Raw genomic sequence first — 24266 nt, forward strand, 5'->3', positions numbered from 1 at the left:
TGAACTACTCACCGATGACCTCAGAACCACTTTTGGGGTACATTATCAGTTGGTTGTGGGTTTTATTTAAGGGGCTTCCGGTATTTGGAGTGACATACATCATCACGCCAAATTCCTGATGAATTTTCTTGTAACGACTGGTTGGGAGAAGGCAGAGATAACAAAAGAGGATGTGTCGTTTGGACACATCCTCTTTTAATAAATGAGCTTTTTTGCCCGGATAAACTTGTCTGCGGTTTATGCCGAGAAAATATTGCGATCGTTATTCGACTAAAATCTTGCCGGAGTATCCGTTATCGAATTTGATGAAGTATACGCCCGGTTGGGGAGCATCGAACGTGGTCAGTCCCGCTTGTACTTTTTCACGTCGGTAGAGATGGCCCATGGTGGTGAAGACATAAACCGTGGTGGGACGATCGGTCTCCACGTAGACTTTCCCTTCATACACCCAGGCTCTTGCTACCTTTCCGATGATTTCCTGATTGCCAACCGGACTGACTCCCGATACGGTTACTTTCAGGTTTCGGGTAACGGTAAGAATCGTTACTTCCATCACACTGTCCGAAAGCATTGTTCGTTTAATGCCGCCTTGTTCGTTCCAGATGGGACTGTCGGTAGTAACCGTCGCGTATTTCAGGCTGTACCCGTTCTTCGCCTTGATCGTGAACGTAAAGTCTTGTTGGCTTTTTACGAAAATCAACTGTCCCGGTCGGGGGGTGGTCTCGGCCGATGGCGGTACGATCAATTCGATGAGGCGATTGATCCCGTGGATCTTTTCGTCGCAGAAACTGAGGTAACACTGGTTACTTACAATACTGTCACCACAGGGATTCTTGACCGATACGCGGAAGAACGCCGATGAGTCTTTGGCCAGTGCATAGTAACTGCTCTTTGTTGCTCCGGGTATAGGCAGACCATTTCTGTACCATTGATACAGCATGAATTTCCCGGTCGTTTTTACGCTCAGCAGGTATCGCCAGTTGTCGCATTCGCGTGCGTGGAGAGGCAGGTCTTTGATGAACGCAGGGATTTCACGGAAATAGACCTCCATCGTATCGGAGCTGACGGTTTCGGGCACCGTATCGGTAATTTCTACGTGATATTTGCCGGGTTTACGCACGATCAGGCTGGTGTCCGTGGCGCCTGCGATCGCACTGCCTTCGTAGAACCATTGATATCTGATGTCCATTCCACCTCCCTTGACGAAGAGCGTATCATGATCTTCACAGATATACTTCATCGGGTCGAGGTTGCGAATAAACCATGGATGGATCCATATCTTTACGGGATAAGGCAATCGTCCGCCAAAATTATGACCATTGATTACAGGAGTGAAGTAGTACATCAGTTCTCCGAGTTTTGTCGAGTCGGTAGGAGCATGCGGCCATACCGGTCCGGTATGCTGCAATGTTCCTCCTGTCTTTTCAAGATACCAGCTTCCTCCGAATCCGGCGCTGAGTATTTCGATCGTGTCAAGTTCGCTCACATACAGGCGTGCCGGGATTTCTTTGGCTGTAAAGAGCCCGATGCTGTCTTTTCCGGTACCGACGGGTACAACGATGGGCGGACAGCTTCCGAATATGGCGTAGATATTGACCGAAGCGATAATCGAATCGACCGGGTTATCTTTGCGTGAGTGACCGTTAGGGGTATACTTAACAGGTACATGGCAGGTGATTTCAGCACCGACTCCCTTGTTAGCGGCTGCATTGTACTCATTGATGGGCATGGGTAGTCTGACGTAGCGCACGCCCTGAGCGTCAATGCTGTCTTTGTATGTGATCGTATCACGTTTGGCCAGTCCGCTCATGGAACCGAAGCCCCGGTAGAAGATCGAGTCCCCCTCCACGTTCAGTTCTTTGGGCATCCGGAGCATTAAATGATCGGTTGGCACCATAGTGTTGACGGTCCCTGTAATCTTTTTGATCGTTAGTTTGAGGGTGTCCTGTGTCTGAATCTCGTTGAAGGCATGCGTACCGGATACCGGAGCGATCTTGATGTCCTCGAACAGATAATTGTATGTCACGTTCGGATACAGTTTCCGTGAAACGATATGAGTGCCACTCCCGGCTGCAACCGTTCCGCAGGGTGACATGCCGGCAATCTGTCCTTTATATTGTATCCCCGTAAAATCGGTATTACATTTGGCATTAAATTCCAGGACGATGCCAGCTGTCCGGTCGGCATCTGTCGCCTCTGTATCGAGGTTTCCCGGCAGGATGATATCACTTCCTTTGGCGTCGGCGAGTTTAATCGAAGCGATCGTCCGTTCCGCATCTTCTCCGGCCCCGAATGCGGCAACGAGTGCAGCTTCCATCGCAGCAGGAACGGGGTTCAGTGTACCTACGGGATATTCAAGGCGTGCGCTTCCGGCTTTATAGACTTGTCCGATAGGAACGGTAAAGTCTTTCATCTCTGGGTTTTTAAGTGCGCCTGTGGAAGTCGCGGTCGTAAAATTCACTTTGATGATATACGGCTCTACCGATTCGTGTTTGAACGTATCTCGAACAGCCGTGATGCTTCCTGCTATCGTAGCATCGGCCGATGGTTTGATAACGAACGAATCGATGGCCGAAAAATTATCGCCCTCCGGATCGAGCGGAGCATTTGTGTTCGGAGTCCATGCGCTGTTGAAACCTGCACCGGTATATACCTTTACTTTGTCGCCCGTACAGTCGTTGAAATTATAGGTATAACTCATCTCGAAGGTCTTTGAAGCCGTGCCGGGCACATTGGCTACTTTTACCCAACGATTTCCCAGTCCGGTACCGTTATGAATCGTTCCGGCGTCGGCATCTTTGAGTTTAACGTCGCTGATATTTCCTTCGAAATAAAACCACATATCCTGTATCGGATTGCTTGTCTGGTTTGTTACGGTGAGTGCCGGACTGTTGACGGTAGGGCCATAGGCCGGTACCTCGGGGACGGAAACTTCGAGCGAATTGCCCGGTCCGGTATATTTAAATGTGACATCAAGTACATGCGTGTGGGTTTGTCCCGTTTTCGGGTTCTTCCACGTCGAGATACGTTTCATGATACTTGCATCGCGCTTGGCTGAGGGTAATGCCTTAATTTTACCGTACGTCGTAAGCCGCCAGAAATCGTCGGGCCGTTGCCATTTGCCCGCTTGCAATGCACCGGAACCATCGTACGTCAGGTCATACAAATTTTTTACGTCATAAATCATATGCCCTCCCGTCGAACTTGCAGGGGCTAAGGTTGTATTTTCAATCGGCCCTGATCCATTATAATACTGTATCGTCAGAGGATCGATAATGCGATATCCTTTGGGCAATTTGAATTCGAGTTTCTCAAGATATTCATGGAAGCGTACTTCTTTGGGGAAGTAGGGAGACGGGAATTTTCCACTGTGGAAAATATCGGTATACCCAAGCGAGAAAGGCCCTTTGGGATTGTTATCGGGGAACGATTCTTCTAAGGCATCGTTATTCCACCAGTTCAGCCGGTCGAGGTTGTATGTGCCGATGGGTAGCGATGCTTTTTCTTTCCCTTTACGGGCGGGATCCGTTGCACTGTTCAGCGGGTTGCTTACAGGAGTGGCGCTTACATACAATTCGGAATCCATACTGTTAGGATTGTTGGTGCCGGATCGTATCTTAAAGGGGACTTTGATTTCGACGACTGTGAGGGTTGTTAAGCCGGCCGGATAATGATAACGGAAGTAGCCCGTATTGATTGTTGATCTTGCAAAAGTTACTTGACCGGCTGCCGGTGCTCCGTTGAGCGTGACCGTTGCGTTTTGGGGATCGGGTACGACGTTCGAATCGAATCGGAATCCTACGGCCTTGACCGGCATATCGATGTATTTATATCCACCCGGTGCCTGAATCGTGCCTTTCCAGTAGAAGTATCCTTCGTCTTCGGCAATGAACAGATCGTGCCGTATTTCACTGTCGGGAGCTACGGAGCCATCGTCCGGCACTCTGTCGTTATTTGTATCTTTCAATCCTTTGGATGTTCTGCGAGAATAAAATTCATCGAACGATATGCCGACAATATCACAGGTGTGTATAGCTTCTTGAAAAACTTGGCTTATTTTTTCGAGCGTTTGGGAGCCCCACTTCTGATTTGCCCAATAATGTACTTGGTCTGTTTGATTGACATTCAATCCGCACGGGGCGGCTTTATATTCCACATGCAGGTAAGCCGTCCCTTGATTCCCTCGGTTCTGAATTGATACCGATGCGTGCGTGGCCCCCGGAGCGACGGTGGCTTGTCCATACAGCACTCCGGTGCCATCGCTGTTACTCGTTATCTTCATACTTAAAATCGTAAGCCAGGCAGGGGTCTTAACATGAAATTCTGCTATTGTTTCATTCGTAGAACCGGGGGCGATGAAAACAGTCTGTTTCTTGGTCTGCCCTCCTTTTAAACTCAGGCTCGGTGGCAACTCACGATAATGCGGAGCATTCAGATAAACAATTCGGAAAGCTTGGGCCAGGGCAATGCCATCATCACCACAAGGACTTTTAACTTGAATGATATTGCTTGTTATTCCGTTGATGGTATTTGTTCCATAGTTATGATAAACATTACGGGTGGTATTGTCATAAATATCTCCGTTGATCGTAGGCACCCAGAACGTAATCGTTTTGCCTGCCGGAACTTCTTCGGGAATGAGGATATGTATTCCATACGGTTTTCCAAGAGCACTTGGTTTGAGATAGCCAAATGTCTCACCGTTGGTTTTGTTCGATGCTTCGGTAATTTCACTGGCTGTGATCTTACGTTTGGGACCTCCTTCCACTTGCATATAAATATCGGAGATGTCAAGATAATTATACGACCCGTAGTTGCGGAAATGCAGCCGGATGTTACGTGCGCTTCCCCCCGTATTCCGGAAAGTCGTTTTTACGATAGTTGACGTCGTTCCGTCCATGTTGACTTGGGGGCTGGTGATAGGAGCATCGGCATGATTGACATAAGTCGTGCTAACGTGTACCATGTTGGGTAGGGGAGGGGACGGGAATGCCAGCGTGACGGAAGAGCCTGTTGCCGTGGCACAATCCGAATCGTGCGGGTATTGCACGCTTGCTTCAACAAGGTGCGAGCCGCAGCCGGTAGAGGCTCCTTGAAAGGTAATGACTTTGTCATTCGTATCATCGATCTTGCTTCCTAACGCGGAGGATGTGAATGCATATGTATAGGTCTTCTTTCCGCCGACCGTCGCTTCGACCGGAGTAAACGAGACACCTTTGAGCTTGAAGTCGGAAAGTGTGGTTACGAGGTCTGTCGTAAACGTAACTTTCGCCGAAGAAGCCTTATTCGCTGTATTTGTCTTGAGATAATACGTAACGGTATTGACACTTGCTTGGGTCGGGAAATTAATCGTTCCATCGGTCGATACGATAGCAATACTTGGTTTTACCATATTTGTCGTTACCGTCTTTTGTCCGTCCGTTACATTCGTTGCTCCGGCTTTAACCTGAATGTTGAAATTCGCTGCTCCGGGTGTTCCACACGAAACGGCTTTTACGTTGACGTGGATTTCTACTTCCGTGTTGCGCAGTAATTTGTTCCCATTTGAAGTGATAGCGATGGACGCAGTTCTGCCTGTAGCCAATGCTCCTCCGAAAGTGTTGGATAGGTTCAGAGGCGTTGAGGACAGTACCGTCGTTCCACTGATGGCCCCGAAGTCTACTTGTGGGGGTAGCGTAATTTCGATGGTTGCGTTGTTAATATCTGCAGTCAGAGGAGTGAAGCGTATTAATAACGCACGTTCATCTTCCAGCATCACCAAAGGCACCTCGTCCAGTTTCGGGTAACCTGATGTCCAATTTACCTTTTGGGCTTGTGTTGCAATTGCTGTGGCAAGCAAAAGCAAGCAAAGCAGTAAAGAAATTCGGCCTTTTCGCCATAAGTAAAAAAGGAAGGCATTCAAATCGTGAGTACTTTTTCTTTCCATTTTGTTCTGATATTTTAATTGATGTTTGTATCTTGTTTTATTTATCTCGTTTTAATCGTTTTTTGACTGAATTGAATTTGTCAAAAGACAGGTTATTTTTTGGGCTTATAATATTATTATACAAAAGTATATTGTTTTTTCGGTTAAGCCAATATTTTTGTAATATTTGACATATTTTATTTTTAATCAAAAGAGTTTCTCGAGGAAATTTATTTCAGTATTTATTGGATTTATTTCTCATATGTCCATTGTGTGATGTGGTATGTCTTTGAAGTTAAGATAAGTGGTGCTTTTTTCAACGGGTGCTTTCCGGTAAAGCCGTTACTTAAAACTTTATTATTTTTCTGAATAGATATTGGAAATTATCCCGTACCTTTGTCCCCAAATGATAAAATTAGAAAGGATTTAAAAGTGTTATGATGAAAAAACGATTACTGCTGTTAGGGTGCGGATTGGCAGGTTTGATGTTGTTTTTCAGTTGTGGAACATCGACGGATGCACCGGGGCGGAAAACGTTCAAACAGGCCGAAGTTCCGGCAGTCTATACTGAACCGAGACTACGTGCCGAGTATCTGGCGATGCATTATTGGGATCATTTCGACTTTGCCGACACGGCTTTCGTGGGTAGTGCCGCGAATATCACCGAACAGGCAATCATCGATTTCTTCTCCATCTTTCCTTATACTCCGTATCAGACCTCCTGTAACGGAATCAAACGTTTGCTCGATCAGGCACAGAAAAATCGCGCGATGTACGCTTTTTTTACGTCGAAGATGGAAGAATTTCTTTTCTATCCTAATTCATCCATGCGAAACGAAGAATATTTCATTCCCGTACTCGAACATATGGTTGCATCAGACAGTTTGGATGCGTATCGCAAAGGGCGTCCTCGGGCGATGCTGGCACAAGTGCAAAAAAACCGTCCCGGCATGCAGGCTGCCGATATCCGCTATACAACCGAGAATGGCTCTCAGGGATCGCTTTATGATTTGAAGACTGATTTTGTGCTTGTCTTTTTTCATGGCCTTGATTTGGGGAATGCGCGTGAGGTAAGTCAGATGATTGACGTCTCGCAGCCCGTTAAGCAGATGATTGCTCAGAAAAAGCTTACAATCCTTTCCATATATCTCGATATGGCCGAAGAACAGTGGAAGGAGTATCTGCCTCAGATGCCCGAAACGTGGATACATGGTTATGATAAGAATCTTGATATCCGGCAGCGACAAACGTACGTATTGCGTGTTCTTCCGGCGCTTTATTTGCTCGATAAAGAACATAAGGTTGTCATGAAGGAGGTTGCCTTTCCGTATATCGAATTGTATCTGAACAGTATTCTCAATCCTCCGGCACAAAAGGAAATACAAACCCCTCGATCATAAACAGGATGAAAAAAAGTCTAATATATACCGGTGGCGGTGATAAAGGAACGACTTCGCTCGTAGGAGGTGTACGCGTCCCCAAGACGCATCCTCGTCTTGAAGCTTACGGTACGATCGATGAACTGAATTCCCAAATAGGATTGTTGATTGCCGAAACGGACGATCAGCAAACAGCTGACTTGCTCCGCTTTGTCCAACACAAACTCTTTACCGTAGGTTCCTATTTGGCAACCGATATGACACAGACCGACCTGCGTATCGAAAGCAATGTGACTCCCGAGAGTATCTGTCGTCTTGAAGAGGCGATTGATCGTTACGATACGCAGCTACCGCGTATGCGCGGATTTGTTTTGCCCGGAGGAAACCGCTCATCGGCTTTGGCGCATGTGTGTCGTACCGTATGTCGCCGTGCCGAACGACGCATTTATCGTCTCACCGAATCGGCAACCGTCGAAGAACCTGTGCTGATTTTTATGAATCGACTTTCTGATCTTCTGTTTGTTATTGGTCGGAATGAGTGCATTCGTAAAAATAATGATGAAATTCTTTGGGATAGCGCTTGCAGCTAACAAATAAACGTTTATTTTTGCCGAAAATTTCAGCCCATTTTTGGGATGGCTTTAAAGGTAGATAACTGTAAAATAGGGTTTTTATGTATTGGACATTAGAATTGGCATCCAAATTGGAAGATGCACCTTGGCCTGCAACCAAAGACGAACTGATTGATTACGCTCAACGTTCCGGTGCTCCGCTTGAAGTGATTGAAAATTTGCAAGAGATGGAAGATGAAGGCGAAATATATGAGAGTATAGAAGATCTCTGGCCGGATTATCCCAGTAAGGAAGACTTCTTTTTTAATGAAGAAGAATACTGAAAAATGAAAGAGTTGCGGGCAGTGCTTGCAGCTCTTTTTTTATTTCATACACAATTTTACGGGTTTTTCAGAGTTATACATATCTATAGATGTAACTCTTTCGAATGACGATCAAACGATTCTGGACGTTTTCCCTCCTTTTAAGCATGGGGGTAGCTTCTGCTTGGGCGCAGGTTGACGCATCGCTGAACCATTATTTTATGGCGATGGGGGCATATAACCCTGCCTCGGTCGGGATGAAGAATGAGCTCGGAATAACGGCGCTTTACCGGCTGCAATGGCTTGGGCTCGACAGAGGAATGCCGCAGTCGGCTTTCGTTGCCGCCGATATGCCATTCACGTTCGGAAAAACACGGCATGGGGTAGGAGTGATGTTCTTTAGCGACGACAAAAGTACGTTATATAAAGATGTGTACACTTCGCTTCAATATGCATATAAACATAAGTTGGGCAAAGGAGTATTGAGTATCGGACTTCAAGGTGGAATGATCAGCAAGTCGTATTTAGGTTCTAAGGCAGAACCTCTTCCCGAAGGAATTGACGGGAGCACGGACCATTCGTCCGAAGATGACGCCTTGCCCAAATCCGACATCGATGCGAAGGGACTGGATATAGCCTTAGGGTTACTCTACTCGACAGACAAATATTATGTCGGTATTGCTTCTACGCATCTGCTTGCTCAGGAGATGGAGCTGGATGAAAATTTTACGCTGAAAGTTAATCGGGGATATAATTTAACAGCCGGGTACAATATTAAACTGAAAAATCCGTTGATTGAGTTACAGCCTTCTGTTTTTCTGCAAACGGACTTGCAGATGTATATGGGCGATGTGACCGTAAGAGCGGTTTACAAGACAATGTTTAACGGAGGATTGGGTGTGCGGATCGGAGATAGTTATCAAGGTGTCCGGATGAATGGCATCCTTTATTTGGGGGCGAATATCGGTAAATTCCGTGTAAGCTATGCGTATGAATATCCGTTTTCTGCTTTGTCGAAGGTGAGTACGGGCAGCCATGAGGCCATGGCAACATATCGGCTGACTTTGAACAAACCTAAAGGCGGAAGAAACAAACATAAGAGTATCAGAATATTGTAAGATAAGAACAGACAATAGACAATCAGGAAGATGATGAAGAAATTAGCATTCATATCGATCGCCATGATGTTACTGACGACCTCGTGCGGAAAATTGCTTTCCGGCGACGGCGGCGAATTGGTTGGCGTCAAGATGGCTTCGTTCAACGAGCCGAATCCTTATGGGATGGTCTTGATTAAAAGAGGTTCCTTCGAGATGGGACCATCGGATAAGGATAGCCTCTGGGGCTTCGATGCCGAAACGAAAGGAGTATCGTTCGAAGCATTCTGGATGGATGAGACGGAAATTACGAATGCGAAATACCGACAGTTCGTTTATTGGGTGCGTGACTCGATCATTCGGACCCGTCTGGCGGACCCTGCATACGGAGGCAACGAGCTGTTTATGATTACGGAAGACAAATACGGTGAACCGGTCACTCCGCATCTTGACTGGACGCGTCCGATTCCATGGAAACGCGCCAATGAAGATGAACAGCGTGCTATTGAAAGTGTCTTTTATACTCATCCTGTGACGGGTGAACGCGGGCTCGACGGGCGACAGATGAATTATAAATACGAATGGTTTGATTATACCGCTGCCGCTTTGCGCCGTAACCGTCTCGATCCGGCCGAGCGCGAACGTAATACCGATATCCAACCGGATCCCAATGCCGTCGTGATGATTTCGAAAGATACGGCCTACCTCGATACGGATGGGCGTCCTGTTAATCAGACGATCACACGTCCGTTAAGCAGTCTGTTTGATTTTCTGCATACTCATATTGTCAATATTTATCCGGATGAAACGAGCTGGGTAAACGATTTCAAAAACGCTTACAACGAGCCGTACCTTAAAATGTATTTCACGCATCCGGGCTACGATGATTATCCGGTGGTCGGTGTCTCGTGGGAACAGGCGAATGCTTTCTGTGTGTGGCGAACCGAATATTACAAGAAATCGGCCAACTTGCCTCCCGGACAAGTGATCGAGCCGTTCCGCTTACCGACAGAGGGAGAATGGGAATATGCAGCTCGCGCCGGCAAAAACGAAAACAAATATCCGTGGTCGACGAATGAACTCCAGAATGGGAAAGGTTGTTTCATGGCCAACTTTAAACCGGGAGACGGAAACTATACGGAGGACGGTCACCTGATTACATCGCGCGTTGCAACGTTTGCACCGAATGAGTTCGGATTGTATGATATGGCCGGAAACGTGGCCGAATGGACTTCGTCCGTTTACACCGAATCAGGACAGAACCAGACGAGCGACCTTAACCCCGACCTTCATTATAACGCGGCAAAGGAAGACCCCTATGCGATGAAAAAGAAAGTGGTGCGGGGCGGCTCATGGAAGGATGTCGCTCAATTTATCCGCTCCGACCGGCGTACTTTCGAATACCAGAACGAAACACGTTCCTACATCGGTTTCCGCTGTGTGCGTACACAAATCGGATTCTCTAACGCGAAAGGGAAAAATAAAAAGAAATAAACTCCAACGACAACAATACATCAGAAAGAATTATGGGAAAATATAGAAGATATAAAAACCGGATCGAAATGTTCCTTTCGTCCGAGAACGGAAAGCGAACACTGAATTTCGTATATAGCTGGGGAGCTTCGATTGTAATCATCGGAGCTTTGTTCAAGATTCTGCACTTGCAATATGGCAACGAAATACTTACGGTGGCGATGATTGTTGAAGCCATTGTATTCTTTGTGTCCGGTTTTGAGCGTCCCGCTAACGAATATCATTGGGAAGAAGTTTTTCCGGTCTTGAAGTCGAAAAATCCGTTGGACCGTCCCGATTTCAGCAGCGGAGGATCAGGAAGCGGTGAAGGACATGTGATTATCGGAGGCGGTGGAGGACACTTGGGAGGCGGAACCATTGTGTTGGGTGATTTGTCGGGAGCTCAGTCCGGTGGTGCTACGCTCACGGGCAATGCCCGTGCCGCTGCTCAGAATGCCGAGATTGGTATGGCGGCGATGGGATTGAATGTATCGGAAGAAGATACGAAGAGCTTGGCTAACAGCATCCAGAAATTGGGTGATGCGGCTGAGCAGATTTCCCGTATGGCCGATCTGACGGATGCGACGAAGACCTATATCGAACAAATATCGAGTGTTACGGCCAATCTGGAACGTTTCAATGTTGTGACCAACTCGTTGAGTGAAGTTTCCGATTCGCTCGTTCATTCGTGCGAGATGATTGCCGGATCGAAGAATGAGCATTCGGAGAAACAGACTGTCGGATATGTTCAGCAGATGGAGCAACTGAACCAGAGCCTTTCGGGATTGAACGAATTTTATTCCGTGCATCTGAGCGGCCTGCGCTCGCAGATGGATACGATCCAGCAGATTAATGCAGGATTGAGCCGTATCCGCGACATGTACGACAATTCCGTGATGGACAGCACGGCTTTCCGTAACGAGAACGAGCGGATGGCGCAGCTGTTGGCACAGCTGAATCAGGTTTACGGACGTCTGCTGCAAGCCATGACGGTCAATATGCCGGGGGGAGGAACGATGTATCCGCCTCAGCAACCTCCGTATCAGGGCGGTTATCCGCCGCAGGGCTATGCGCAACAACCTCCTTATCCTAATCAGCGATAAACAACGGAATGTTGATGGATTTGAACAACTATATAACCAATGATTAAATGGCAGGAATAGCAAATAATCCCAATTCACCGCGTCAGAAAATGATCAACCTGATGTATTTGGTGTTCATCGCCATGATGGCATTAAATTATTCATCGGAGGTACTGAACGGATTTGATTTGGTGGAAAGAGGACTGCGTGAATCCGCTACGATTGCCTCTGTACGGAACAAAAAAGCGTTGGAGACGATGGAGGCTGCCAATGCGGAAAATCCTGCGAAAGTGGGAGAATGGTACCGTAAGGCGATCGATGTCAAACGACAATCGGACGAACTGGTTGACTACCTACAGAATCTTAAAATCAGGATCGTGCAGGAAGCCGACGGGAAAGAGGGCGATGTCAATAAGATAGAGAATAAGGAGAATATGGATGCCTCGTCGGAAGTGATGACTGCACCGATTGTCGGGGAAGGGAAAAAGTTGAGAGAGCGCTTGGAAACGTATCGTTCAAAGGTAGTCGCTTTAGTCGACGATCCCGATTTGCGCAATATGTTACAACGCGTTCTGAGCACGAAAGTGCCGTCTAAGACGGGAGTAGAGCTTCGCTCGTGGGAGTCGATCATGTTTGAAAATATCCCTGTGGCAGCTGCCGTTACGATCTTGACGAAATACCAAAATGATATCCGTTATGTAGAAGGCGAAGTATTGGCAGACATTGCAAAAAGTGTCGATGTGGGCGATTACCGCGTGAACAAGATCGTTGCGCAGGTCGTTCCCAAGAGTCAGATCGTGATGAGCGGAACTCCTTATCAGGCGAATATCGTACTGTCGGCCGTCGATTCGACCCAGCGTCCTCAACTCTTTATCGGCCCTAAAGGCAGTGAAAAAGAGGTGAGCGATTACGAAGGCATCTATACGGTCGGTACGGGTTCTACCGGAACATTCCCTGTTCAGGGCTATCTGAAAGTGCCGGGCAAAGATCCGTACTACTTTAACAGTGAATATTCCGTATCGGCTAAAAGTGCGACGGTGGCCTCGGCGCTGATGCGTGTGCTGTATGCCGGACGTGTGCGCGAGAACGAGATTGATATTGCCGTGCCCGGCGTGGCCAGCGGCGATGTGACAGCCACCATGACGAACGGGCAGATCCGTACGGAAAACGGAAAAAGATATGCCGTTCCGAACATGAATGCCAAGGAAGCCGTGATTTCCGTAACGGCTCGTATCGGAGGCGTGCAGACCAAGATCGGCGATTATCCGTTCAAGGTGCGTCAGTTACCCAAGGCGCAACCGTACATCTTGTATACGGATGCCAACGGGGTGACGAAGAAGTTTACCGGAGGCCGTATATCGAAACGTGCCCTCGTGGAAGCAACGGGTATCATGTCGGCTATCGACGACGGAATCCTCGACATCGAATGCCGGGTGAAGAATTTTACGTTGACGTATTCCGATTCGATGGGGAACTCGCTGATAGAGGTGTCGCAGAACAACTCGTTTACCGATCGGCAAAAGAGCTATATCCGCAACCTGCAACGCGGAAAACAGTTTTATATCAAGTCGGTTTCCGTTACTCCCGAAGGAGTGGAGCAAGACCCGGTCGTTTTCGATGTAATCATTCAATAAATTGTAGAGCATAACAAGTAAAGATAAGAGATGATGAAACGGATTGTTTTTTTTACGGTTGTAATAAGTATGCTGACGGCCTTTTCGGGCGTCATGCTGCAAGCGCAGGATACGGGCAATACGCGCCGTACACCTCAGATGAGCCGGGGAGGCGATCGTAACCGGCAAAACCGGGACGAGAGTGGCTTGCCCGAACTTACCGTACGTGCGCAGCATCTTAACGAGCAACTGACGCAGAACATCGGCAACGCACGGTGGATGCGTGTGATATACCGCGAGCTGAACATGCTCGAAGAGAAAAATGCACCCCTCTATTATCCGGTGAATCCGAGGAACGGTTCGATGAATCTCTTCTCTTCCATATTTCAGTTAGTGAGCGAGGGAAAACTCAAAGCGTATGAATATATAGACGGTTACGAAGCGTTTGACGAGGAGCATCTCGTCGATTTTAAATCGGTGCTCGACCGTTTCTCCATCATGTATGAAACAGTACCGGAGCGTGACGGGAGGCAGCGTTTCGTGATCAACGAAAGCGACGTCCCTTCGGGCGAAGTCAAGGCCTTCTACGTAAAAGAAGCATGGTATTTCGATCAGAACAATTCCCTGTATGATGTGAAAACATTAGCCATCAGTCCGATTATCTTCTACGAAGGCGATATGGGTACCGAGCGTTCGCCTATGTTCTGGGTTGTTTACGAAGATGTCCGCCCTTACGTATCGAATACATATATCATGACGTCGAACACGAACAACGCAAAAACGTTTACGATCGACGATTATTTCCGTCGCCGCATGTTCGACGGCAAGATTATCAAGACCGAGAACCTGCTTAATATTCCGTTGCAGGCCTATTGTCCTACGCCCGACTCGCTGGAGCGCGAGCAAAAGAAAATTGAAGGCGAGCTGGTCGCGTTCAACAAAGCGTTATGGTTTCAACCCGATACGACCGCACAGGCAAAAGCGGCAACTTCCGGTAAGAAGAAAGCCGGAAAAACAGGACGCCGGTCGTCCGTAAAAGAGAAAGCGACCAACGAGAAAGAAAAAGAGACGAAAAAGACAAAAGCGCCGAAACAAAAGGCGGCCAAAGCGCCTAAGACGAAAGCAGAAAAGCCGGCTGCAACACGCAGCGTGCGGCGAAGAAGATAAAGGGACGGCTGTTTATACATCGCCGTTGCCGGTTTGTCGGTATGAGCGGCTGAGCACCGGCAGTGCTTCGGGACCCATGTTGAACAGCAGGTCTACCATGCTCAGGTCGGGCAGGAAACCGTGTCTTTCACGGAACACCTGATAGTAGGGCTGGGGATGAAAAGAAGGATCATCGTGCGGGTGGCGCGGATGGAAGGCATTCCGAAAATCGTTCGGGATGTCGGGCTCATACGTTCCGGTATGTATGATTTGTGGCCGCAGGTCAATCAGGTCGCAGATGAGGTGTTGCAAAGCCTCGTTATAATCCATCAGAAAAGTAAATTTCTTCTCGTAGAACGGCGCGAAATCATCGGCATAATATTCGAAGAAAGGACTCATGTTGTAGGCCGAGACTAATGCGTTCCAGTGCAGATGACGCCAGTTACCATGGTCGGAGATACGGATATCGCGTGTCAGGATTTTCGGTGCCGGAGATTTTTCGACGGGTACGGTCAGCTCCTGTATGCCGTTGGCCGTAGCGATCCGGCAGCGGTTGCGGAAGGTCTGTTTCCGGTAGTTCTCGCAGGTTTCGAGCTGTACGGTATCGAAGGCATACAGTTTGCAATAGTAGCTGACAGGCGCCAAATAGGCGGTGGAAAGGCAGACGATACTCATATCGCTTACTCGATACGTTTAAACAGCTTCTTCCGGTCGTTGCTGTACCAGCGAAACCATACGTTACCCTCGATTCGGGTTTCCGGAATCAGCCCGAAGTGTCGCGAATCGACGGCCTCGTCCTCATTATCCGAAAGCATCCAGTAATAGTTTTTCCGGAAAAACAGGTAACGTCTATGCCTGCCGTCTACATAGAGTACCCCGTCGCGGATCGACGCCCGGTTGCCGTATTCCGTGAGGATAGCCTCACGACAGATGAGCAGGGAGATCGAATCGATTCGGTAAAGGCTGTCTTTGGCCGGGATCACAAACCTGTGGCGACGACGTTCGCCGGGAAGCCATTCGATCTGCAGCAACCGGGGGAGTTTATCGCGGAGCAATACTTCTTCGCGACTTGTCAGGCGAAAAGTCAGGCTTAGCGAATCTTCTCCGGCGCTACGGTAGGGGATGTTCAGGCCGCGCATCAGTTCCATCAGCGGTTCCTTGATGTCTCTGCGGATGCGAAACATATTTTCGGTTGTCGGGAGTTTCGGATACAGACGTCCGGCGATGCGGAAGCCGTCTTCGTCGATGATGACGGTGTCGCCCGGCATCCCCACACAACGGCTTAGGAAGAGCGGGGCTTGACAGCCCTGCGTCCGGTGGCCTTTGAACAGGACAATCCGGCCCCGTCCGGGATTCGAGACGCTGCGGATTTTGTTCACGAACACGCGGTCGCCCTCCTGCAGCGCGTCGCTCATCGAACGGGTCGAGATACGGTACGAACCGATGCAGAAGAGATGCAGCCCCCATGCGATCAGGGCGGCGATCACCAAGCCTGTCAAGTATCGTATCAGCCGACGTGTCATTGTCTCTCCTTACAGCGTTTTTGATCAGTCGGAGCGTACCGTGCGGAACATCCGGCTCCAGCGGATGCCGCCATTGAAGAGGCTCCGGTCTTTGTCGAGCGAGAGCCAGATGAGGATCGGCTTCCCGACGATATGATCTTCGGGCACGAAACCCCACGAACGACTGTCGGCGCTGTTGTGTCGATTATCGCCCATCATCCAGTAGTAGTCGTATTTAAATGTATAGGTCGTAGCCGGCTGTCCGTTAATGAGTATCTGCCCGCCCCGTACTTCCAGTTTATTCCCTTCATAACTTCCGATGCACCGGCTGTAGAGTGCTAAGTTGCGTTCGTTTAACTCGATGGTTGCACCTTTCTTCGGGATCCAGATAGGACCGTAATTGTCGCGTGTCCATCCCGTGCGGTAACCGACCGGATATGTTGTGCCTCCTAATTGCTCGGGCTCTACTTTAATCTGCTTCACCGACCGGATTTTCTTCATGATCTCCAGCGCCTCCTGTGTCAGCGGCAGGCGATAGATCGGATTGTATCGTCCGTCGGTCGAAGTGAAGCCGAGAAACGGCAGATATTCGTAGTAAAACTTTTCCTCGTCCGATGTAGGGACGGAAACGAACTTGCGGTCGCTCTTACTGATGTCCATCTTGCGGAACTGCTCTTCAGTGAGCATCGCTCCGTCTGTTTCAACAAAGTAGCAAAGCTGCATCCGTGCCGGGTCTTTCTGTTTTTCTCCGTTAATGTACAGTGCATTGTTACGGATCGCGAGTGAGTCACCCGGCATCCCGACGCAACGCTTTACGTAATTTTCCCGTTTGTCTACGGGGCGATAGATAATGTCGCCGTAATAGTCTTTATTTGCATGCACCGCTTCCCGTCCGACTTCATTTACCAGCCAATAATAGTCGGGATTCTGCCATTTGAGCGCCACCGTATCGCCGGTAGGGAAATTAAATACGACAATATCGTTGCGTTTCACCTGCCCGAAGCCTTTTACACGCTTATAACCCCATCGCGGCCAGTCGAGGTACGACTTGCAGTTCAGTATTGGGAAAGTGTTCTGCACGAGGGGAAACGATATCGGAGTGTTCGGCACTCGCGGTCCATAGCTTAGCTTGCTGACGAACAGGTAATCGCCTACTAATAACGTTTTCTCGAGCGAGGGAGTCGGGATCTGATAATTCTGAAAGACGAACAGATTGATCAGGTAGACAGCTACGAGTGCGAACACAATATCGTCTATCCATTCAAGCGTTTGGCGTATTCTCTTATTCTTCGAGCGTTTCCATGCGCCCCATGGGATGAATTTCGTGAGGAAGATATCAACCAGTATGATCAGACCGAAGAGCATCCACAAGTTTTCCATCCAGATACAAAACAGGGTATAGAGCGTTGCCCAGATACCGAAACTGATCCATTGGCGTGTTGCAATTTTTTTCATTTCTACGTGTATATTATTTTTTCATTGTTCAACAGGAGAGAGATGAAGCAGATCATTCATTCCGAGGAAGCCTGTTTTCCCTGCGGTGAACTCTGCCGCAAGCACGGCGCCCAATGCCAAACCGGCACGACTTTTTGCGCTGTGGCAAATGCGGATGAAGTCCGTTTCCGAGTCGTACTCCACCTCGTGGATGCCCGGCACTTCGCCTTCGCGGACAGACAGCACGGCCAATTCTTCGGGGTGTTCGGCCTTGCCCGATACGCGGCGCGTCTTTCGGTCGATGGCCTTGAGGATATCGTCGGCCAGCGTGATAGCCGTTCCGCTCGGAGCATCTAACTTATGAATGTGATGCGTCTCGGTGATCTGCACATCGTAATCGGTGAAGCGGTTCATCAGTTTTGCCAGATAAGCATTTACGGCAAAAAACAGATTCATGCCGATGCTGAAGTTCGACGCATAGAAGAACGTCCGTCCTTCGTTGCGACAGATCGCTTTGACTTCGTCGAGCCGGTCGAGCCATCCGGTTGTCCCGCTGACAACGGGCACACCGGCCGCAAAGCACTGCATGTAATTATCGAATGCAGTGTCCGGTCTTGTAAATTCAATGGCCACGTCGGCGCTCCGAAAAGCTTCCGAGCGGAAAGCATCATGATGGTCGACATCAATAATTGAAACGATCTCATGTCCCCGTTTCAAGGCGGCCTCTTCGACGGCTTTCCCCATCTTTCCGTAGCCTATCAATGCTATTTTCATTTGCTTAGTTCTTCTGACTGATGATCGTTACCGTAAACTTTTTTCTCATAAAGGTGCAAATATAAGGATTTTGTATTATATTTGGGCAAAGTTTCCCAAAACTATTGCAAAATGAAGGAACGAGTCTTACAATACCTCTGGAAATACCGGCTTTACGACGAAGTCGATCTGCGTACCACGACCGGTGATCCGGTAACAGTCATTGATCCGGGCTTGACGAACACGGACGCGGGAGCGGATTTCTTCAACGCCAAGTTGCGCATTGCCGGAACGGTCTGGGCCGGCGACATCGAGATTCACAGTAAGGCATCGGACTGGATACGGCACGGACACGACCGGAATCCTGCATACGATTCGGTGATCCTGCACGTGGTCGGAGAAGACGACGCGTCCGTGTGCCGCAGTAACGGAGAAGTGCTGCCACAGTTAGTGTTGCATGTACCCGGAAAGGTACGGCAGAGCATCGACTGGTTGCTGTCGCGCGAGGGAGCGGTAGCGTGCGCCACACGGATTCATGAAGTCAGCCCGCCCTTCCTGTCGGGATGGATGAACGCGTTGCTTGGCGAACGTCTGGAACGGAAGACGGAAGACATCTTCAAGCGGCTGAAGCAAACGAGATATGACTGGAACGAAGTTTTTTATCTTACGCTGACCCGCAATTTCGGCTTCGGAACAAATAGCGATGCATTCGAGTGGCTGGCTGTGAGTTTGCCATTTAAATATATCCGGAAACATCGGAACAACAGCATGCAGGTTGAAGCGCTGCTCTTTGGTCAGGCAGGACTGCTCACCGCCGAGAAAGATGACGCATATTACGAAGCGCTTCGACTTGAATATGCGTTTCTGCAAAAGAAATACGGATTGAAACCGGTGGACGGTTTTCTGTTCAAAAGGTTGCGCACGCGTCCGGTCAATTTTCCGCATCTGCGATTGGCACAGCTGGCTTCCGTTTGGACACATAACGATACGCTTTTTTCCGAAATACTCGAAAACCCGTCGATAGAGAAATTGCAACAATGTTTTAATGTTCCTCCGTCGACCTATTGGGATACGCATTATCATTTTGATTTCCCCTCGCCGGCACGTAAGAAACCGATCGGTCTGCATGCGGCCTATATTGTGATGATTAACACGGTAGCGTCTGTTCTCTTTGCCTACGGTAAGCAGAAGCAGCAACCTGAATATGGCGAGCAGGCGCTGCGTCTGCTCGAACAGATACCTCCTGAACGCAACAGCATCGTTAAAGCCTTTACCGATGCCGGAGTGCCGGTCAAGAATGCCTGCGATTCTCAGGCGCTGATTCAGCTGCGGCGTGAATATTGCGACAAGCGGAAATGTCTCTACTGTCGCATCGGTTTCCGGCTGATCAAGAGCGCTGCAAAATAAATTTCATTCCTGCCTGCATTTACGTTATCTTTGCGGCTGCAAAAAGAGAAAGAACAGAGAAGACGGTAATGCTCGAAAACAGAGGAAAGAAGATGTTGTATCGGATCGGACGCATGATGCAAGGGGTATGGTGCTGCTGTGCGCTGGTTTCGTGTGCTAACATGGCCTCGCCCAACGGAGGACCATACGACGAACAACCTCCGAAGTTCGTGAGCAGTACGCCCGCACCCTATCAGACGGGCTACAAGGGCAAGCGGATCGAAATTCTGTTCGACGAACTGATTCAGATCGAGAAACCTTCCGAAAATGTTATCATCACCCCTCCGCAAAAAGAGCTGCCGAGCATACAGGTGATGGGTAAAAAAATTCGCGTCGAGCTGAAAGATACGCTGAAGCCCGATATGACGTACACGATTGACTTTACCAACTCCGTGTCCGACAATAACGAAAAAAACGTGTTCGAAAATTTCAGCTTTGCTTTTTCGACAGGCGAAACGATCGACTCGTTAGAGATTTCAGGCACGCTGCTTAATGCCGCCAACCTCGAACCGATGCCCGGTATCATGGTCGGACTGCATGCCAATCCGGCCGACTCCGCTTTTACGACCCTGCCTTTCCTGAGAACCTCAAAAACAAACGATCGCGGACGGTTTACCATCCGCAATATCGCCGAAGGGACGTATCGCCTCTATGCCCTGAACGATGCCAACCGCGATTACTTGTTCGATCAGCCCGGCGAAGATATCGCATTCCTCGACTCGCTCGTGACACCGACCTTCGAACTGGCCCTTCGTCAGGATACGGTCTGGAAAGATTCCGTTACCGTCGATACGATTTGTACAGTTGAGTACACACGCTTTCTGCCGGACAATGTTGTCCTGTTCCTTTTCAAAGAGAAGTTCCGCCGCCAATATATGCTTCGCCCCGAGCGTCCGCAGGCCAACCGCTTTGTACTCAAATTCAATGCTCCGGCCGACTCGTTGCCGCGCGTCACGCTGCTTGACCGGCCAACTCGCGATCCGTGGTTCCTGATGCAGCCGGCCGAAGGAAACACAGCCCTGCACTACTGGATCACGGACTCGATGGTCTGGAAACGCGACACGCTGCATCTGCAGGTCGACTACCTGAAAAGCGACTCGACGAACATGCTGCGTCCGCAGACGGATACCATCCATCTCACGCTTCGTAAGCAGCGCGTGCCGAAGAAACCGAAAAAAGGGGAGGCCGAGCCGAAAGTCTTCCTGACGCTTCAAACCAAAGCCTCCGGTACGATTGAAATCTACGATACCGTTTCGTTCGTATTCAACGAACCGGTTCTCGACCTGAAGCGCGAAACCCTCCTCCTCGAACAGCAAAACGATACGCTCTGGGCGCCTGTTGACTTCACGCTGCTGCAAGACAGTGTCGATCTGCTGAAATATCACGTCCGGCATCCGTGGAAATACGGTACGAGTTATCGTGTCACCATCGATTCGGCACGGTTGCAAAGCCTCTACGGGCATCATAACAATACCTACGAGACCTCGTTTCAGATCCGGAAAAAGGAGGAGTACGGGCATCTTTATCTCAATATCGAAGGAGTCGCCGAGCCGGCTTTCGTGGAGCTGCTCAATGCGAACGACGAGCCCGTGCGGAAAGGTCGGGTCAAAGACGGAGGCGTGCTGTTCTCAAACCTGCTGCCCGAGAAATATTATGCGCGGCTGATTGTCGATACGAATGAGAACGGAGTATGGGATACCGGCAACTATGCCGGAAAACAACAGCCCGAAACGGTGTATTATTCACCGAAAATCTATACGATGCGGACAAACTGGGAGATTGAGGAAACGTGGAATGTAACTGATACGCCCATTACTCGACAGAAACTGCCGGAAATTACGAAAAATAAGCCGAAAGATGTTACGCGAAAAAAACGTGATTATAAAGAAGAAGGCCGGTCGTCCGGACGCTCGTCGGGCGGTGCCATCGGACTGCCGTTCTAAGTATGTCCGCATTATGCTTGTGGTGAGCTGCGCGCTCCTGTTTGCCTTGCATACAAGAGCGCAATGCCTTCCCTCGACTCTGCCAATCAATCATGGTGAGACGGTGAACTACGACATTTATTTTAAATGGGGATTGCTCATGTCACGCGCCGGCGAAGCTTCACTCTCGTTCGGCAAGGCCACCTATCAGGGGCAGAGCGCATCGCGCTATCGGTTGCATTTCCGTACGGTGAATCTCTTCGAATCCGTTTACCGGATGCGTGACACGATGGATTGCTATTATGCCCCCGACTATTCCCTGCTGTTCAGCTCGAAGCATACGCACGAAAATCATTACCATCTGATTGACGAACTTACTTTCTCGTATCCGAACCGGCGCACCTCGATACGCTCGCGCCGCTATACGTCGACTGAAACGAAAATCGATACCACCCTTAACGTTCGGTCGGGTTGCGCGTTCGACATGCTGGGCGCCACTTTCTTTCTGCGAACACTCGACCGGAAGAAGCTCAAAACCGGAGATACGTTCCCGATGACGGTGGCCATCGGCAAAGACTTGGTGAAAATCAGCTGCCGCTATCAGGGGCAGGCTGTCGTTGAACGCGGAAATATCAAATACCGGACACTTCATTTCTCGGTCGACATTTACGATAAAGCCTTCACACAAACCAAGGCTGCTGCCGAACTGTGGATCGGTGATGATGATAACTTTATTCCTGTCAAAATACGTTCGAAGCTGAAAATCGGTTATGCCGAGGTACATTACAGAAATGCGTCCGGGCTGAAAGCGCCTCTCCATTGTCGCATTGAAACAAAGCGGTAAAAAAGATATCTTCAAAAAAATGTTTGATGGTATGCAAAAAAAATCCGTATCTTTGTTGTCGGACAAAAAGGAATGATGTATGTCGCACTTCATTAACCCGTTTACGGACTACGGATTCAAAAAAATATTCGGTCAGGAGGTAAGCAAAGAACTGTTAATAGATTTTCTCAACAGTCTTCTTCTTGGAGAAAGAGTGATTAAAGATCTGACATTTCTCAACAACGAACGCTTGCCCGGAGACGAGGATATGCGTGCAATTATTTATGATGTGTACTGTACGACCGACAGCGGAGAGCAGATTATTGTGGAGATGCAGAATCGTACACAGAGTAACTTCAAGGAGCGTGCGCTCTACTACGTGGCTCGTGCATTGTCGGAGCAGGGGCAAAGAGGAAGAGGCTGGCAGTATGCCGTAAAGGCTGTCTATGGTGTCTTTTTTATGAATTTTACATTCGAAGGAGAAGAGGCCAAATTCCGTACGGATGTGATCCTGTCAGACAGGGATACCGGCAAGATGTTTTGCGATAAAATGCGGCAGATATTTATCACGATGCCTTTGTTCGATAAGGATGAGCGCTCGTGTACGACAGATTTTGAACGTTGGATTTTTGTATTAAAGCATATGGAAACACTGAACCGAATGCCATTCAAGGCACGAAAGATGCTCTTCGAGCGTCTCGAGGAGTTATGTGATGTAGAGAATCTACCGGCAAAAGAGCGGCGTATGTATCAGCGTAGTTTGGATATATACCGGACCAATCTCGCCATAGAAAGCTATGCTAAAGAGCAGCAGGAAAAAGCATGGGAAACTGGGCTCGCAAAAGGGCTTGCAGAAGGACATGCTCAAGGACATGCTCAAGGACATGCTCAAGGACATGCAGAAGGACATGCTCAAGGACATGCAGAAGGGCGTGCTCAAGGACTCGCAGAAGGAATTCTTGAAACAGCGAAAAAAATGAAAGCATCCGGTATACCCATTGATATCATAAAAGGCTGTACCGGATTGCTTCCCGAAGAAATAGAAAAGCTATAGGAGGAAGTATAATACTGTAAATTTTAAAGATACGGCTCATCGTATAAGGTTGTTGTGAAATAACGGGGTGATGCCATAGCAAGCTTTTTTAGGGTTTGAAATCCCCTTGTACGGCATGTCCGCACAGGGGATTTCTTTTATTATTATGTATATCTCGTTACCCGACAAGAGCTTTTTTGATTCCTTATGTGTAACTTTGTCCGTCAAATGCAGTTGAAAGATGAAGATTCGGAAAACAAATGCCTTGCGTCTGGTAGAACAGGAGCAGATTCCTTATGAGACATTGTCGTATGTCGTTGATGAAAACGATCTGACGGCCCTACATGTTGCCAGGCAATTGGGGCAAGACCCTGCTCAGGTGTTTAAAACGCTCGTTCTGCGTGGCGATCGCAACGGGTTGTTTGTCTGTCTTATCCCCGGTAATACCGAGGTAGACTTGAAAAAAGCCGCCCGAATATCGGGTAATAAAAGTGCTGCCATGCTTCCAATGAAGGAATTACTCCCCGTAACCGGATATATTCGTGGAGGGTGCTCTCCGATCGGCATGAAGAAGCATCTTCCCACCTTTATACACGAAACATGCCGGATGTTTGATAAGATTTGCGTGAGTGCCGGCCGACGCGGTTTACAACTCAAGCTCTCGTCACATCATCTGACAGCATTAACAAGTGCGACTCTTGGAGATCTTATTGTGTCGACAGGAGACCTGCCGTAACCACCTTAT

At 48.8% G+C, this 24266-nt stretch carries 18 protein-coding genes; 13 read left to right on the plus strand and 5 right to left on the minus strand.

Going from position 1 to position 24266, the window contains the following annotated elements; all coding sequences use genetic code 11:
- Positions 1 to 262 precede the first annotated feature (262 nt).
- Positions 263 to 5926: a hypothetical protein gene (locus ACTTKA_RS01645; protein ID WP_442723718.1), complete on the minus strand. Its 5664-nt coding sequence runs from the start codon at positions 5924 to 5926 to the stop codon at positions 263 to 265.
- A gap of 416 nt (positions 5927 to 6342) precedes the next feature.
- Between ACTTKA_RS01645 and ACTTKA_RS01650 the strand changes: the two genes are divergently transcribed.
- From ACTTKA_RS01650 to gldN, 8 genes are all read left to right on the plus strand, one after another.
- Positions 6343 to 7305 carry a DUF5106 domain-containing protein gene (locus ACTTKA_RS01650; protein ID WP_442723719.1) on the plus strand — a complete coding sequence of 321 codons (963 nt, stop codon included), beginning with the start codon at positions 6343 to 6345 and terminating at the stop codon, positions 7303 to 7305.
- Between the two features lie 5 nt (positions 7306 to 7310).
- Positions 7311 to 7874 carry a cob(I)yrinic acid a,c-diamide adenosyltransferase gene (locus ACTTKA_RS01655; protein ID WP_442723720.1) on the plus strand — a complete coding sequence of 188 codons (564 nt, stop codon included), beginning with the start codon at positions 7311 to 7313 and terminating at the stop codon, positions 7872 to 7874.
- Between the two features lie 83 nt (positions 7875 to 7957).
- Positions 7958 to 8179, plus strand: coding sequence for a DUF2795 domain-containing protein (locus ACTTKA_RS01660; RefSeq protein ID WP_014224689.1), 222 nt, complete (start codon positions 7958 to 7960; stop codon positions 8177 to 8179).
- A gap of 104 nt (positions 8180 to 8283) precedes the next feature.
- The gene (locus ACTTKA_RS01665; protein WP_442723721.1) at positions 8284 to 9276 is read left to right on the plus strand and encodes a PorP/SprF family type IX secretion system membrane protein; all 993 of its coding nucleotides are present in this window, start codon (positions 8284 to 8286) and stop codon (positions 9274 to 9276) included.
- Between the two features lie 30 nt (positions 9277 to 9306).
- The gene (locus ACTTKA_RS01670; RefSeq protein ID WP_442713075.1) at positions 9307 to 10749 is read left to right on the plus strand and encodes an SUMF1/EgtB/PvdO family nonheme iron enzyme; all 1443 of its coding nucleotides are present in this window, start codon (positions 9307 to 9309) and stop codon (positions 10747 to 10749) included.
- A gap of 32 nt (positions 10750 to 10781) precedes the next feature.
- Complete coding sequence (gene gldL / locus ACTTKA_RS01675) at positions 10782 to 11870, plus strand: gliding motility protein GldL (RefSeq protein WP_442713076.1); 1089 nt, start codon at positions 10782 to 10784, stop codon at positions 11868 to 11870.
- 47 nt (positions 11871 to 11917) lie between these two features.
- Positions 11918 to 13483 (plus strand): type IX secretion system protein PorM/GldM, encoded by a 1566-nt coding sequence (gldM, locus tag ACTTKA_RS01680; RefSeq protein ID WP_315286797.1) that lies wholly within the window; start codon positions 11918 to 11920, stop codon positions 13481 to 13483.
- A 33-nt stretch (positions 13484 to 13516) separates the two neighbouring features.
- Positions 13517 to 14629 carry a gliding motility protein GldN gene (gene gldN, locus ACTTKA_RS01685; protein WP_442723749.1) on the plus strand — a complete coding sequence of 371 codons (1113 nt, stop codon included), beginning with the start codon at positions 13517 to 13519 and terminating at the stop codon, positions 14627 to 14629.
- A gap of 12 nt (positions 14630 to 14641) precedes the next feature.
- Here gldN and ACTTKA_RS01690 read toward each other — a convergent pair whose 3' ends face one another.
- The 4 genes from ACTTKA_RS01690 to dapB are packed head-to-tail and all read right to left on the minus strand — an operon-like array spanning position 14642 to position 18318.
- On the minus strand, positions 14642 to 15283 hold the full coding sequence (locus ACTTKA_RS01690; RefSeq protein WP_442723722.1) for a WbqC family protein: 642 nt from the start codon (positions 15281 to 15283) through the stop codon (positions 14642 to 14644).
- A 5-nt stretch (positions 15284 to 15288) separates the two neighbouring features.
- Complete coding sequence (gene lepB, locus ACTTKA_RS01695; RefSeq protein ID WP_442723723.1) at positions 15289 to 16131, minus strand: signal peptidase I; 843 nt, start codon at positions 16129 to 16131, stop codon at positions 15289 to 15291.
- A 24-nt stretch (positions 16132 to 16155) separates the two neighbouring features.
- Positions 16156 to 17565: a S26 family signal peptidase gene (locus ACTTKA_RS01700; RefSeq protein ID WP_442723724.1), complete on the minus strand. Its 1410-nt coding sequence runs from the start codon at positions 17563 to 17565 to the stop codon at positions 16156 to 16158.
- Positions 17566 to 17586: 21 nt separating this feature from the next.
- Positions 17587 to 18318, minus strand: a complete 732-nt coding sequence (gene dapB, locus ACTTKA_RS01705) for a 4-hydroxy-tetrahydrodipicolinate reductase (protein ID WP_442723725.1) — start codon at positions 18316 to 18318, stop codon at positions 17587 to 17589.
- 111 nt (positions 18319 to 18429) lie between these two features.
- On the opposite strand from dapB, the gene ACTTKA_RS01710 reads away from it, so the two are divergent.
- From ACTTKA_RS01710 to ybaK, 5 genes are all read left to right on the plus strand, one after another.
- Positions 18430 to 19704 (plus strand): DUF2851 family protein, encoded by a 1275-nt coding sequence (locus tag ACTTKA_RS01710; protein WP_442723726.1) that lies wholly within the window; start codon positions 18430 to 18432, stop codon positions 19702 to 19704.
- A gap of 68 nt (positions 19705 to 19772) precedes the next feature.
- Positions 19773 to 21686, plus strand: coding sequence for an Ig-like domain-containing domain (locus ACTTKA_RS01715; protein WP_442723727.1), 1914 nt, complete (start codon positions 19773 to 19775; stop codon positions 21684 to 21686).
- Positions 21625 to 22509, plus strand: a complete 885-nt coding sequence (locus ACTTKA_RS01720) for a DUF3108 domain-containing protein (RefSeq protein ID WP_442723750.1) — start codon at positions 21625 to 21627, stop codon at positions 22507 to 22509. Before ACTTKA_RS01715 ends, ACTTKA_RS01720 begins: the two co-directional genes overlap by 62 nt.
- A gap of 79 nt (positions 22510 to 22588) precedes the next feature.
- Positions 22589 to 23542, plus strand: coding sequence for an Rpn family recombination-promoting nuclease/putative transposase (locus tag ACTTKA_RS01725; RefSeq protein WP_442723728.1), 954 nt, complete (start codon positions 22589 to 22591; stop codon positions 23540 to 23542).
- 220 nt (positions 23543 to 23762) lie between these two features.
- The gene (gene ybaK / locus ACTTKA_RS01730) at positions 23763 to 24257 is read left to right on the plus strand and encodes a Cys-tRNA(Pro) deacylase (RefSeq protein WP_442723729.1); all 495 of its coding nucleotides are present in this window, start codon (positions 23763 to 23765) and stop codon (positions 24255 to 24257) included.
- The last annotated feature ends 9 nt before the right edge of the window (positions 24258 to 24266 follow it).

This window comes from Tannerella sp. (assembly GCF_052170195.1).
Lineage (GTDB): Bacteria > Bacteroidota > Bacteroidia > Bacteroidales > Tannerellaceae > Tannerella.